General features: G+C 49.2%; 14 protein-coding genes. 8 read left to right on the plus strand and 6 right to left on the minus strand.

The window, feature by feature from the left end:
- Positions 1-3: 3 nt before the first annotated feature.
- Both NTZ10_04445 and trpC read right to left on the minus strand, forming a co-directional pair.
- A complete protein-coding gene (locus tag NTZ10_04445) occupies positions 4-624 on the minus strand; it encodes a phosphoribosylanthranilate isomerase (protein MCX5749473.1) in 621 nt (206 codons plus the stop codon).
- Positions 621-1,388 carry an indole-3-glycerol phosphate synthase TrpC gene (gene trpC / locus NTZ10_04450; protein MCX5749474.1) on the minus strand — a complete coding sequence of 256 codons (768 nt, stop codon included), beginning with the start codon at positions 1,386-1,388 and terminating at the stop codon, positions 621-623. The genes NTZ10_04445 and trpC overlap by 4 nt, the downstream gene beginning before the upstream one ends.
- Positions 1,389-1,453: 65 nt before the next feature.
- Between trpC and rsmH the strand changes: the two genes are divergently transcribed.
- Both rsmH and NTZ10_04460 read left to right on the plus strand, forming a co-directional pair.
- Positions 1,454-2,368: a 16S rRNA (cytosine(1402)-N(4))-methyltransferase RsmH gene (rsmH, locus tag NTZ10_04455; protein MCX5749475.1), complete on the plus strand. Its 915-nt coding sequence runs from the start codon at positions 1,454-1,456 to the stop codon at positions 2,366-2,368.
- A complete protein-coding gene (locus NTZ10_04460) occupies positions 2,365-2,640 on the plus strand; it encodes a hypothetical protein (GenBank protein ID MCX5749476.1) in 276 nt (91 codons plus the stop codon). The genes rsmH and NTZ10_04460 overlap by 4 nt, the downstream gene beginning before the upstream one ends.
- Before the next feature lie 21 nt (positions 2,641-2,661).
- Here NTZ10_04460 and NTZ10_04465 read toward each other — a convergent pair whose 3' ends face one another.
- Positions 2,662-3,558, minus strand: a complete 897-nt coding sequence (locus NTZ10_04465; GenBank protein ID MCX5749477.1) for a hypothetical protein — start codon at positions 3,556-3,558, stop codon at positions 2,662-2,664.
- A 23-nt stretch (positions 3,559-3,581) separates the two neighbouring features.
- Between NTZ10_04465 and gltX the strand changes: the two genes are divergently transcribed.
- The 4 genes from gltX (at position 3,582) to NTZ10_04485 (ending at position 8,212) form a co-directional block, all read left to right on the plus strand.
- Entirely contained in the window at positions 3,582-5,027 is a 1,446-nt protein-coding gene (gene gltX / locus NTZ10_04470) for a glutamate--tRNA ligase (protein ID MCX5749478.1), read from the plus strand.
- A gap of 66 nt (positions 5,028-5,093) precedes the next feature.
- A complete protein-coding gene (locus NTZ10_04475) occupies positions 5,094-6,473 on the plus strand; it encodes a PIG-L family deacetylase (protein ID MCX5749479.1) in 1,380 nt (459 codons plus the stop codon).
- A 77-nt stretch (positions 6,474-6,550) separates the two neighbouring features.
- Entirely contained in the window at positions 6,551-7,468 is a 918-nt protein-coding gene (locus NTZ10_04480) for a hypothetical protein (GenBank protein MCX5749480.1), read from the plus strand.
- A 237-nt stretch (positions 7,469-7,705) separates the two neighbouring features.
- Positions 7,706-8,212, plus strand: a complete 507-nt coding sequence (locus NTZ10_04485) for a hypothetical protein (GenBank protein ID MCX5749481.1) — start codon at positions 7,706-7,708, stop codon at positions 8,210-8,212.
- A 9-nt stretch (positions 8,213-8,221) separates the two neighbouring features.
- On the opposite strand, the gene speB is transcribed toward NTZ10_04485, so the two are convergent.
- On the minus strand, positions 8,222-9,067 hold the full coding sequence (speB, locus tag NTZ10_04490) for an agmatinase (GenBank protein MCX5749482.1): 846 nt from the start codon (positions 9,065-9,067) through the stop codon (positions 8,222-8,224).
- Positions 9,064-9,528, minus strand: coding sequence for an adenosylmethionine decarboxylase (gene speD / locus NTZ10_04495; protein ID MCX5749483.1), 465 nt, complete (start codon positions 9,526-9,528; stop codon positions 9,064-9,066). Before speD ends, speB begins: the two co-directional genes overlap by 4 nt.
- A gap of 142 nt (positions 9,529-9,670) precedes the next feature.
- Here speD and NTZ10_04500 point away from each other — a divergent pair, with 142 nt between their 5' ends.
- Both NTZ10_04500 and pyrF read left to right on the plus strand, forming a co-directional pair.
- On the plus strand, positions 9,671-11,140 hold the full coding sequence (locus NTZ10_04500; protein ID MCX5749484.1) for a S1 RNA-binding domain-containing protein: 1,470 nt from the start codon (positions 9,671-9,673) through the stop codon (positions 11,138-11,140).
- A complete protein-coding gene (pyrF, locus tag NTZ10_04505) occupies positions 11,118-11,903 on the plus strand; it encodes an orotidine-5'-phosphate decarboxylase (GenBank protein ID MCX5749485.1) in 786 nt (261 codons plus the stop codon). The genes NTZ10_04500 and pyrF overlap by 23 nt, the downstream gene beginning before the upstream one ends.
- Here pyrF and trpA read toward each other — a convergent pair.
- Positions 11,887-12,654 carry a tryptophan synthase subunit alpha gene (gene trpA / locus NTZ10_04510; protein MCX5749486.1) on the minus strand — a complete coding sequence of 256 codons (768 nt, stop codon included), beginning with the start codon at positions 12,652-12,654 and terminating at the stop codon, positions 11,887-11,889. The two genes, pyrF and trpA, sit on opposite strands and share 17 nt — an antisense overlap.
- Positions 12,655-12,679 lie beyond the last annotated feature (25 nt).

A 12,679-nucleotide genomic window follows, 5' to 3' on the forward strand; every position in this document is an offset into this window, starting at 1 on the left:
TGTTTATATTATACAGCCGCCTTTTGCGATTGCAATGACCGTTTTCATTTTTTTTGCACTTTTCCTGCCGGGCAATATTTCGACCCCGCTTGAGATATCGACCGCGTACGGCCTGACCGTTTTTATTGCCGGGGAAAGATTTTTTTCATCAAGACCTCCCGAAAGTATGACCGGGATGCCGTACTTTTTCGCTTTTTTCGCAAGGCTCCAGTCAAACGTCTTTCCTGTCCCGCCGTACTTGTCTTTTGAATAAGCATCGAGAAGTATCGCGCTCACTTTATATTTTTTGATCTTCAGAAGGTCTTTTTCGTTTTTTATCCTTACCGCTTTGATCATCCTTGATCTTATTTTTTTACAGTATGAAGGCGTTTCATCCCCGTGCAGCTGCACAAGATCAAGCCCGCAGGCCCTGACGGTCCTGTTTACCCTTTCAGCGCCTTCATTGACGAACACTCCGACCCTTATGATACGCCAGGGAAGCTTCAGTACTATTTCTTTTGCTTTTTCAGGGGATATTTTCCTGGGGCTTTTTGCAAAAACGAAACCGAGCGCGTCGGCGCCCAGGGCAGCCGCGTCAAGAGCGTCTTTCAGGTTGGTTATCCCGCAGATTTTAACCTTTGTCACGAGACGAGCTCTTTGACTGTTTCCCCTATGTCATGGGACCTCATCAGTTCCTCTCCCATCAGGACAGCATTGACGCCGGCCTTTTTCAGGGCCCTGATATCTTCCCTGCTCTTTATTTTAGGGACGAGTTTTATCAGATCAAGCGTTGTGCCGATATCGACGTTGAACGTATTGAGGTCGCGGTTGTTGATGCCGATAATTAAAGGGCGCGCGGCGCTTGGGGCCGGGCTCATAAATATGTCGGCAACCCTCGACAATTCTTCTTTGGTATGGACCTCGATGACCGCGCTCATTTCAAGCTGCCTTGTCAGATCAGAAAAGGAGTCAAGCTGGTCGTCCGACAGGACCGCGGCGATAAGAAGTACCGCGTCGGCGCCGAAAGCGCGGGCTTCGAATATCTGGTATTCGTCGATAATAAAATCCTTGCGGAGCACAGGGATGTCCACATTTTGCGCCACGTTCGCGAGATCTTTTATGCTGCCGCCGAAATATTTTTCATCCGTGAGGACCGATACTGCCGAGGCTCCCGACCTTTCATATTCTTTCGCGATCGCCACCGGATCAAAGTCTTCTTTTATCACGCCTGCCGAAGGGGAAGCTTTTTTCACTTCGGCGATCAGCGACACCGGTTTTGACACGGCCTTTGCAAAGTCTTTCGGTTTTTTTGCAAGATCGATAAGCTCCAGGAAATCGCTGATGTCGGTTTCCCTGTCCTTTATCGATATCTCAAGATTCTTGTTTGCCACTATCTCATCGAGTATCATAATAAAAACTATATATTAGTTGTTTGAGAGATTCAAGCAAGATATAATCAGGAAAGCTTATAACAATGACATACCACACCAGCGTCCTATTAAAAGAAACTATTGGACTGCTAAACCCGCGGCCTGCGGGCTTTTGGGTGGACGCCACCGCGGGAGCGGGAGGTCATTCCGCAGAGATCCTTAAAAGGATCGTCCCCGGCGGAAAACTCATCCTGCTCGACAAAGACAGCGACGCGATAAAAGAAGCGGAAAAGAACCTCAGGGAATATGACGGCCACACGATCTTTGTCAACGATAGTTTCTCGGACCTGCGAACGATCCTGTTCTCCATGAACATCGCGTCGATAAACGGCGCTTTGTTCGATCTGGGCGTCTCGTCTTTCCAGATCGATACTCCCGAAAAAGGGTTCAGCTTCATGAGGGAAGGTCCGCTTGATATGAGGATGGATAAAAGGAACCCCCTGACCGCCGGATCGGTCGTCAACGACTACCGCGAAGAGGAACTGGTAAATATTATCAGAGAATTCGGCGAGGAGCGTTTTGCAAAAAGGATCGCGTCAAATATTGTAAAACATAGACCGTTAAACACTACAAAAGAGCTTGCCGCTGTGATACAGAAATCGGTCCCCTTCAAGAACAAGATCGACAGCGTGGTCCGTGTTTTTCAGGCGGTACGCATTGAAGTCAACGGTGAACTTGACGATCTGAAAAGCGGCCTGAAACAGGCCGCGGGCCTTCTTGAAAAAGGGGGCAGGATCGCGGTATTATCTTACCATAGCCTTGAGGACAGGATCGTCAAGAACTTTTTCAGGGAAGAAGCGTCCGGCTGCATCTGCGACAAGAGAATGCCCGCGTGCACGTGCGGCCATCAGAAAAGCTTGGATATATTGACAAAAAAACCTGTGCCGCCGAGCGACGATGAGATCAAGGCGAACCCGCGCTCAAGAAGCGCGAAACTGAGGGCTGCTGAAAAAATATGAGGAACAAAATATTTATTTTCTTTTTTTTGGTGTTCTCAATGGCGATAGTCCATCTCATGATCTACACCAAGACCGCCGAGCTGGGTTACGCGGCCGGCGAAAACAAGAACGCTTTGAACGAGATAAGGAGCGAAAACAGGACCCTTGCGGCTCAGGCGGCAAGGGAGGAATCACTTGACAGGATAGAGCAGATCGCGAAGACCAGACTGAAAATGGTCGTCCCCGGAAAAATAAGGTACATCCTTGTGACCGGAGAGAGCCTCTCTGAATGACCGCACAGTCCTGCGGCCGGATCACATCCGCCCGCTATCCTCTCCTATCCTGAAGCCGAACATCTGCGTATTTTTTGAATCCGGATTGATTATCACGGCATAATCCAAAGTGACATAAGGAAAAGTCGCGGTCGCTCCGGCGCTGTACCGGTCCTTTGTCCAGCCCCCGCGCACTATCAGGCCGTTCGTCAGTTTGAACTCCGCGCCGTAATGCATATAAATAGTGGCGCCCTTTTCTGATTTCAAGTCCCTGAACTCCGCGTCAACTGCCAATATGCTGTCTTTTGACGCGGCGGGGTTCATCGCCGCCCCTAATCTCACCGTCGAACTGACGGGGGCCGTATTTTTGACAAGGTCCTGGAACAGTACCCCGACATTGATCTCCGCCATCAAAGGAGCTTTGATGCCCGCGTCAAGGGTCCAGCCTTTATCATCACCGCCGGCAAGCGACCACGCGATGTTCTTGAACGTGACGCCCCACGATACTTTGTTGTTTCCCTTTGTCCCGAATGAAAAACCGGTGACCGAGACCTTTTGCCCGGTCTTGTCCCACCTGTTCCAGTTGGCAAAACCCGCCTGACTTGTAGCGACCGCGTAACAGTCATTGACGTCATAGGAATCGGTGTTCATGTCAAGATATCCCCGCGTATATTGCGCCTTTGCATCCGAAAGGCCGGCGGGATTATAAAATATGGCGTCACTGTCATCGGCCACCGCGGTGAACGCGCCGCCCATGCCGATAGGCCGCACTCCGAAACCGTCTTTTAGGACGGATTCAAGATAAGTATCGGCAAATGAAGGTTTAGATATAGATAGCAAGATCACTATAACAAAAAAACAAACGGACCTGAAATATTTTTCTTCTCTAACTGCGAACTGCGAATTACGAACTGCTTTTTTCGAGTTTGTCTTAATCATTTTCTATATTGTATACTATTAGCATGTCCTCTTCAAACAAAAAAGTACGGGTCAGATTCGCCCCAAGCCCCACCGGTTATCTTCACGTCGGAGGGGCAAGGACCGCGCTTTATAACTGGCTGTTCGCAAGGAAGATGAAAGGTGATTTTATCCTCAGAATAGAGGACACCGACAAGGCCCGCTCCACCCAGGACGCCACGCAGGCGATACTCGACGGGCTCGAGTGGCTCGGAATGGACTGGGACGAAGGCCCTTTTTACCAGACAGAGAGGCTTGATATCTACCGAGAGTACGCGCAGAAGCTTCTTGAAGAAGGAAAAGCTTATTACTGTTTTTGCACCGGTGAAGAGCTTGCCGCCCAGAGAAAAGAAGCCCGGGAAAAAAAGGAAGCTCCCCGTTACAACGGAAAATGCAGGAAACTCACGGCCGACGAGCAAAAGAAACTTATAGCCGGCGGAAAACCCGCTGTCCTGAGGTTCAAGACCCCGGTCGAAGGAACGACCATCGTCGATGATCTTATAAGAGGCCCCGTAAAATTCGAAAATGGCCTGCTTGATGATTTTGTGATACTTAAGACCGACACTTTTCCCACGTACAATTTCGCGGCGGTCATAGACGACCACTTGATGGAGATCACGCATGTTATCCGCGGCGACGACCATCTTTCAAATACCCCGCGGCAGATCCTTATGTACCGGGCTTTAGGGTTTGATCTGCCAAAGTTCGCCCATATCCCGATGATACTCGGAAAGGACAAAGCAAGGATGAGCAAGCGCCACGGCGCGACTTCGGTAATAGATTATAAAGGCCTGGGTTATCTGCCGGAAGCCATGATCAACTATCTCGCGCGGCTCGGATGGGGCCACGCGGACCAGGAAATATTTTCAAGGGAAGAACTGATCGATCTGTTCACTCTTGAAAAGGTTAACAAGACTTCCGCGGTGTTCGACACTGACAAGCTTGACTGGCTGAACGCGCACTACATAAGGCAGTCGCTGCCGGAGAGGCTCATGGACCTCACAAGGCCTTTCCTTGAAAAGGCGTACCCTTCTTACACTGAACTGTCAAAAACAAAGGGAGGGATCGACCATATCAGAAAGATAATCGTCTGCCTGCAGGACAGGATGAAGACGGTGAACGAGGTCGTAGCTCTCTCGGATTTCTTTTTCAGCGATGAATTGAAGTTCGATCCCGCGGCCGTGCAGAAACACCTTAAAGAAGAAGGGGTAGCGGACATCCTCTCAAGGCTGAAAGAAGGACTTTCAAAGGTCTCCCCTTTCACAAAAGATAACATCGAGCCCGTTTTCAGGAATTTAGCAAAAGAACTCGGCGTAAAGGCCGGAAAAGTGATCCACCCTGCGCGGGTCGCGCTCACCGGAAGGTCGGATTCCCCGCCGATGTTCGACACCGTCGAGATCATCGGGAAAGAGACCTCGATAAAGAGACTTGAAGCCGCCCTCGCGAAATAATCGTTCCGGACATTTTCCCTGAAATTTCCCGATAAATATACCGATAAATTATTAGAGGTAATTTTTGTGGCTAACGTATGCGGTCTTGTCCCGCAAGGAATAAGCTTGTTTGAGAACAAAGCAAACACATCGTTGCGGCTGAGAGGATATAGAACCACTTTTCTATCCAGGCTTGTGGAGAATAATTTGGTCTTTTCCGAAAAAGCTTTGATGCGGGACCAGAGGTCCATAGGCCTGCGGAAATGGTTCCTGGAAAGCGGCTGCTCGTCATTTTCCGATGATGTCGCGGATGCGGCCAAGGCGGATGTCATTGTAGCGCAGCGGCCTTCCTCAAGAGATGTTGAAGAACAACTGTTTTACAGGAGTATTGTGAATGCGGCACGGTCTGAGTGTGTTTTTATCCATCCTATAAACAGTATAAATGTCAGGAATATGCTCAATTTTGTTTTCCCTTACGACAAAAAAGCCGGAGAAAATAAATATCTATCGGTCACCGAATGTGACTCGCAAGTCTCAAGGGTCAGATTCGACGAAATGCAGCAAAACACGGCAATATCGGCAGCTATGGCCGAAACACCTCCCTCGGGCTTTATCTTCGCGGAGAGATTTAACCTTGCGCTTTTGAACCCGGGCGGAATAATATCTGCACTTGAGGACCCAAATCTGAACCGATTATTCGAGGAGGCAGGAGCAAATGCAGGCGGGACCGCTATATGTTTCAGCCCTCACGCTGACGACTTTCCTATAGCGGCGGCAGGATTAGGGATGCATCTGCGATCCAAAGGCTGGAATGTCTTTGATCTTGTGCTCACGCTTGGCCATATGGGGATACTCGATGATTACGCAAAAAGACATGAGGAGACATCGGACAGAGACCTGATGGCCACAAAATTGAGGATCAGGACTGAAGAACTTGAAAGATCGGATAAGCTTCTGGGAATAAACGGCTGGAAGCTTCTCAGCCTCGGATTTTATGACCGGAGAAAAACCGACGGCCCTGACATTGGCAGACGCGTCGTATTCTCAGAAGATGAAGAACAAGCAAGTAAAGCTGTTGACAGTTTCTCGCGCACGGTTAACCTTGCATTTATACCGCATCAGGCGGACATGAACTGGGACCACATCGCCACTAGAAATATCTCTTTAAAGATCCTCAGCCGGGTTGCTAGCCGGCAGGGCCATCCGATAGTCCTTGCTTCGTATCCGTCCCCGTGGTTCACCGGATATCCTCCAATAAACTCTCTTCTTTATTATCGGGCGGACAACGATTTCGCCGGGATGTATCCCTCGGCTTATTACGCGCAGCTCGCCCTCGCTGAAGCGGGCAGGGAATTAGCGGCGGGGCTGAATCCGCCGCCGCTAGAATATTTTTGTGAAGCACAGCCCAACGCGGGCCGCGTGATGGCAGAGGGCTTTTATATCGCGACCGCAGAGGCATTAAGATGAGAAAGGTAATATTCAAAAATGAAAGGAGGGGTTTTTGATCGTCCGGTTCCAAAATATTTACAAGGAGGAAATAAATAATGTCTGCAAAAATTTCGCTTATTCAGGAGGGTTTTCCGGTAAGTCCGGCTTTAAAACCTCAGCTTAAATGTTTGAGAATGAACGGGATGAACGTTGTCATTGCACCCAACAGAAGGGTGATGGGAGAGGCGGCAGCTTTTGCTCTTCAACATTTTGTAGACCTTCATCTGACCAGACACGTCTCATGGGCGGGAATCTTTGCCGCAGCGCCTTCACAGGATGATGTGTACAGTTCGCTTGTCGGAAACAAGGCATTCCCTTGGGGTTCCATGAGAGCCGCGTTCCAGATGGACGAGTACGCGACACTTCCGCCGACCGATAAAAAAAGCTTCAGATGGTACCATAATACCCATCTATGGGGGGAACTGTCATCACAAGGAAGAGCGATCGATCCTGCAAAGATATCCCAAATCAAAGGAGAGAATCCGGACCCGTCATCGATGGCAAGAATTTATGCGTCCTTGCTAAAAAGTTCCCGTCCCGAGTTCGTGCAGGGCGGTTTCGGAGAAGTGAACGCACACATCGCTTTCAACGATCCTCCACTTGCAAAGTTCGAGGATCCGGAACTGGTGAAGGTCATTGACATCGCGCCTGAAGCAAAAGCCCAGCAGGTGGCCGAGGGACATTATAAAAGACCCGAAGATGTTCCTCTGGCGTTGACCCTGACCATACCGGCCCTGACGCGCGGGATAAAATACTGGTCGTGCGTCGTCCCTACAGAAAGAAAGGCACTGGCTGTGCGTAACGCATTATTTGAACCGGTTTCTGAAAAATTCCCTGGCAGTATTCTAAGACTTGCGGGAACATCCCGGTACGAACTCGAAAGGATGACATCATGCCTGTTCCTTGAACCCGGCTCGGCAAGCTTGATAAAGGATGATGTCGATGCTTTTTATAGGACCGTTGTAGCACAATAAGACCGGCAGCTAGTCGATAGATATTTGAGAAGATTAAAAGGAGTATTTACTATGTCAATAGTCGATTTCGGGAGACCGATCGGAAGACTCGATAAAACTGATTCAAGACACCGTTTCACTCCGTCTCGTGAAGGGCCTATAGCGGCTGCAGTGTTAAAAAAAACAAACATATTGACATATAACGCAGCTCTTCCTGACAAAATAACAATAAGATGTATAACCGGAAATGAGCATTTAATGTTGCCAAGGGAAGAAGCCGTTCCGATCACAGCCACAGGGGTTGATTTTCTCTCGGCTTTTGATATCGCGGAAGTGACAGTCGACGCACTGAACCACCCGGAGGTAGTCGGCTTTGCAAAAATAGCGCTTCACTTGTTCGCTAACAATTATGAGACTATTTGTCATGCGCTGGATCCGGATACGACTATTGCAGGGATTTTCCGGCCATATTCAAATGTTACTACTCCGGAATACGCTATGACATTGCCTAAGTGGTTTTCTCCCAGGCTTAACGGCGAAGGAGCAATACTTATGACCGGGAAGCCGTTGGGAGCAGGGGAATTCAATACCAAAGGTCAAAAAGTCATCGGCCTGTTTGCTCAACTCGGGCTTACAATTCCGCCGGAAGATTCGATATGGTTAAGTTGGTTCCGGTTGTGGGACGATGGTGCTGCACATCAGGCAACTTTCGGGATTCCTTTCCCTTTGCTCACGGCTTATAAGCAACAGAAAATGGGCCAGTAGCTGACCGGTCTATTTATTGGAAATATACCCGATGATCTTATAGATGAGTTTCGCGATCGTATATTCGCAGTGATGCAAATTCGGCTTTGGCGAGAGCTCCACGACATCAAACCCGATAATATTCTTGGCGGAAATAACCGTTCTTAAAATATTCAGGACCTGATACCAGTTAAGCCCTCCGGGCTCCGGGGTCCCGGTCGCCGGCATTATGGACGGGTCAAAAGCATCGACATCGAAAGTGATGTACACATCATTCGTAAGCTGTTTCGCGAGAGAATTTATCTTTGAGTCATCAAAACTATGCGCATAATAGACGTTGCCGTTAAGTCCGTTGTCTTTTAAATATTTTATCTCGTCTATGTCCGCGCTCCTGATGCCGACCTGCACTGCGGGACACATTTCCCTCACTCTTCTCATTATGCACGCGTGACTATATTTTGACCCGCGGTAAGAATCCCGCAGGTCCGCATGCGCATCGAACTGGAGGACGCTAAGATCATCGCAAGCTTCTTTTGCCGCTTTTATTGCCCCGTAACTGACCGAATGTTCCCCGCCTAATAGGACCGGGATCTTTTTATCGGACAATACTTTTTTTACTGTTTTGTAGACCGTGTTATGAGGATCTTTAGTCAGGACCAGCGGAGAGAGGACGCTGATACCGTATTTTTTATAGGGCTCGCACCCCAGCTCGATATCGTAGTCTTCAACTGTCTGGGAAGCTTTCAGTATCGCCGAAGGTCCTTTCCTGGTGCCTTTGCCGTAAGTAGTCGTGGCTTCATAAGGAGCGGGGATGATAATAAATTTGGAAGAAGAATATTTGCTGAACTCAGGTTCTATTTCCAGGAACCTTTTCAATGATAGACTCTCGGCTGCACCTGCTTCACGTCTCTTCTTTCCTTTGAAACGATCTCGGCTGCTTTCTGGATGTTCCTGGGGAACTCCATACCGCGGGACGACAGCTGCACGTCGTAGTTGGCGGCCTCGAAAAGGTCGATCATGAAAGCGGTCGCCGGCGCCGTGTCAAAGTCCTTGCAGGAGAAGATATCGATGAAAGCGTGCTGTTTTTCAGGGAAGGTGTGTATCGTTATATGGCTTTCCGCTATCAGGACCACCCCGGAGATGCCGTAATCCTCGGGCACCACGCCCTGATACTTGAAAACGTAAGGCGGCATTATCTTGGTCATTTTGATCGTATCGGGGAATTTGTCGAGCGTGTCGAATATCAGGTCCATATCGGAGAGTTTTTCTTTGTTGCATCCGTAGCAGTCTATCATCAGGTGCGGACCGAACCCGTACTGGACTTTATCTTTTTTCAACTTGTTCTCTCACTTCCTTTATATATAAATATGTCTACAAAATTATTCTAAACTAACCAGTACGATTGTCAAGCGGTTTTTTGCGTATTCATACAATTTGAAAAAAAAATCCCGTTATGGTATTCTGAAAACAGAGTGATTTATGGAAGATGACCAAAAAAACGGCAGCTCATTCACGCCTCCCGGTCTCGAGGGCACTTCGATCGGTTCCCTGAGCTCAAGGGAAGGCCTTAACGAGCTGGACGCTCTTATAGCGGAGACCCTCAGCGAATCAAAGACAAAGGAAAGGCCCGCTTCGGCTCAGAAAGAAAGCGCCTTCGCGGCAACTCCTTTCACCATAAAACCCGCCGCCCCAAAACCCGAGTTGCAGCCCAAAGAAGAGCAGACGGTCATGAAACCTTCACAGGAGCCGGCCGCTGCCGTTAAAGAAATAAAGGCGGCGCCGCAGGCCGAGACCACAAAAGACCGCTATGACAAGACCTTCAAGACATATAATTCAGGCGATATTGTCAAAGGCACCGTTGTCAAGATCGATCCAACCGGCATCCTTGTCGATATCAATTACAAATCCGACGGTCTCATCCCGAGCCACGAGATCGGCGACAGGGCCCTTAACGTGGGAGACAAGATCGACGTGCTCATCGACGCGGTATCGACAAAAGAGGGGCACGTGCTGCTCTCTCTCAAGAAAGCGGAAATAGAAGGCAAATGGAGGGCTCTGTACGATTCATTCAGGTTCAAGACCGCTCTTGAGGTCAAGGTCACTTCGGCGGTCGGCGGCGGCCTGGTGGTGGATTTTTCGGGTATAAGAGGTTTTGTCCCGGCATCGCAGGTCTTTAAAGGGCCGGACACTCCCCTTTCGGATTTTGTCGGAAAGATCATTCCGGTAAAAGTCTTAGAGATCGACCGCAGGTGCAGCAAGATCATAATGTCTCACCGGCTCGGCAACCAGGAAAGGCAAAAAGTCGACAGGGAAAAACTGTTCGACCAGATAGAGATCGGCCAGGTCCTCAAAGGTACCGTCTCAAATATAAAAAAGTTCGGCGCGTTCGTGAACATCAACGGCATCGAAGGCCTTGTCCATATCAACGACCTCTCATGGAAACGGATCGACGACCCGTCGAAGGTCCTCTCTCCGGGACAGGAGATAGAGGTCTTTGTGATAGGCGTCGACAGGCAGTATAAAAAATTATCCCTGGGATTAAAACAGCTCCAGCCGGACCCCTGGGCGAACGCCGCTGACAAGTACCGGCCGGGACAGTTGATCGAAGTTAAGGTACTGAGATTTGCCAAGTTCGGCGCTTTTGTGGAGATCGAAGAAGGGATCGAAGGCCTGATACATAACACCGAGCTTACCTCCAAGAATGTGCAGAACCCGCAGGAAACGGTAAAGACAGGCGATATTGTCAAGGCAAAGGTGCTGCGCATCTCGCCCGACGAACAAAAAATTGGACTGTCTATAAGAGAAGCGGAGATCGACGAAGAAAAAGCACAGGTAAAACAGGCGCAGCCCGCCGCTAACGGACCTAAGATAACTATAGGCGATACCGTAAGCGAAGATATCAAAGAACAGCTGGCAAATCAAAACAATGGACTTCCTGAACAGGCTTGACCAGGCAGGCGAAAAGAATGACAGCCTTCTATGCGTCGGGCTCGACATAGACCTCGCGCGCATGCCGAAAGAGTTCCTTTCAAAAGAAGACCCGATCTTTTCATTCAACAAGATGGTGGTGGACAAGACCAGAGATCTTGTCTGCGCGTATAAGCCGAACATAGCTTTTTACGAGATGTACGGCATCTACGGCCTGCAATCGCTGATAAAAACAATAGAGTATATCCCCGACGAGATACCCGTCATCCTTGACGCCAAAAGAGGCGACGTGGGCCATACCGCGGGCGCGTACGCGAAGAGCGCCTTTGAAGTATTCAAAGCCGACGCGACAACGGTCAACCCGTACCTCGGATATGATTCGATAAAACCTTTTCTTGAGTACCGGGACCGCGGCACGTTCATCCTGTGCCTTACATCAAACGCCGGGTACCGCGACTTCCAGGACAGCGGGGACGAAAAAGTTCCGCTCTATATACACGTGGCAAAGCACGTCAAGGAATGGGATATATACGGCAATTGCGGTCTTGTGGCGGGCGCGACGAATCCCGGTGAATTAAAAAAGATCAGGGAGATCGCTGTTAATATGCCTATCTTGATCCCGGGCATCGGCGCGCAGGGAGGAGACCTGGAACAATCTGTAAGGAACGGGATCACAAAAGACAAGAACAGGGCTGTGATCAATTCATCGCGGTCAATAATCTATTCGGATGACCCAGCCAAAGCGGCAAAGAAATTAAGGGACGAGATCAACAGGTACAGATAGCTTTTTTAAGTTCTGCGATAAACTTCGGCACTTTCTTAATATTTTCATGAATAAGCTTGACTATCGCGCTCCCGACAATGACACCGTCAGCATGTTTTGACACTAATCCGGCCTGCTGAGGGGTCGATATTCCAAAACCCACAGCGATCGGTTTATTAGTATATTTCCTGATCTTTTTGATGACCGCCCCTATTTCACCGGAGAGCTGCTTTCTTTCTCCCGTGGTGCCTGTCAGCGACATCATGTAAATAAATCCTCTTGAATGCCTTGCGGCCATCCTTATCCTTTCAGGGGCACTGTTAGGCGCGACGAGGAAAATGAGGTCGACACCTTTTTGCTGAGCTTTCTTGCTGATATCTTTTGCGCCTTCGATCGGCAGGTCGGGAAGTATCAGGCCGTCTACCCCGGCTTTTGAACTGTCATTTATGAATTTTTCTATGCCGTAAGAGAACACGATATTATAGCTTGTCATCAGGACGATCGGGATCTGCGTTTTCTTCCTGATCTTTTTTACCGCCCGGATGACCTTAGCCGCATTTGTGCCTTTTCTTATAGCCCTTTCTGCCGCCTCGGTAATAGTCGGCCCGTCCGCTATCGAGTCCGAGAACGGTATGCCGATCTCTATGATATCCGCCCCGCTTTTTTCAAGTTCCGGGACAAGCGTTTCGGTCTTAGAAAGCGACGGATCGCCCGCCATGATGAAAGTTATGAGGGCCTTCCCTTTTTTGAACGCTTTTGAGATATTGGACATTTCAAGAAAAGTATAACATTAAACG

The organism is Candidatus Saganbacteria bacterium (assembly GCA_026387835.1).
Classification (GTDB): Bacteria; Margulisbacteria; WOR-1; order JAKLHX01; family JAKLHX01; genus JAPLKZ01.

Excerpts from the sequence above, each read along its gene's own strand:
- NTZ10_04465 (MCX5749477.1), bottom strand. The coding sequence starts at position 3,558 with ATGATTAAGACAAACTCGAAAAAAGCAGTTCGTAATTCGCAGTTCGCA.
- NTZ10_04500 (MCX5749484.1), top strand. The coding sequence starts at position 9,671 with ATGGAAGATGACCAAAAAAACGGCAGCTCATTCACGCCTCCCGGTCTC.
- pyrF (MCX5749485.1), top strand. The coding sequence starts at position 11,118 with ATGGACTTCCTGAACAGGCTTGACCAGGCAGGCGAAAAGAATGACAGC.
- trpA (MCX5749486.1), bottom strand. The coding sequence starts at position 12,654 with ATGTCCAATATCTCAAAAGCGTTCAAAAAAGGGAAGGCCCTCATAACT.
- NTZ10_04480 (MCX5749480.1), top strand. The coding sequence starts at position 6,551 with ATGTCTGCAAAAATTTCGCTTATTCAGGAGGGTTTTCCGGTAAGTCCG.
- gltX (MCX5749478.1), top strand. The coding sequence starts at position 3,582 with ATGTCCTCTTCAAACAAAAAAGTACGGGTCAGATTCGCCCCAAGCCCC.
- trpC (MCX5749474.1), bottom strand. The coding sequence starts at position 1,388 with ATGATACTCGATGAGATAGTGGCAAACAAGAATCTTGAGATATCGATA.
- NTZ10_04485 (MCX5749481.1), top strand. The coding sequence starts at position 7,706 with ATGTTGCCAAGGGAAGAAGCCGTTCCGATCACAGCCACAGGGGTTGAT.
- rsmH (MCX5749475.1), top strand. The coding sequence starts at position 1,454 with ATGACATACCACACCAGCGTCCTATTAAAAGAAACTATTGGACTGCTA.
- NTZ10_04460 (MCX5749476.1), top strand. The coding sequence starts at position 2,365 with ATGAGGAACAAAATATTTATTTTCTTTTTTTTGGTGTTCTCAATGGCG.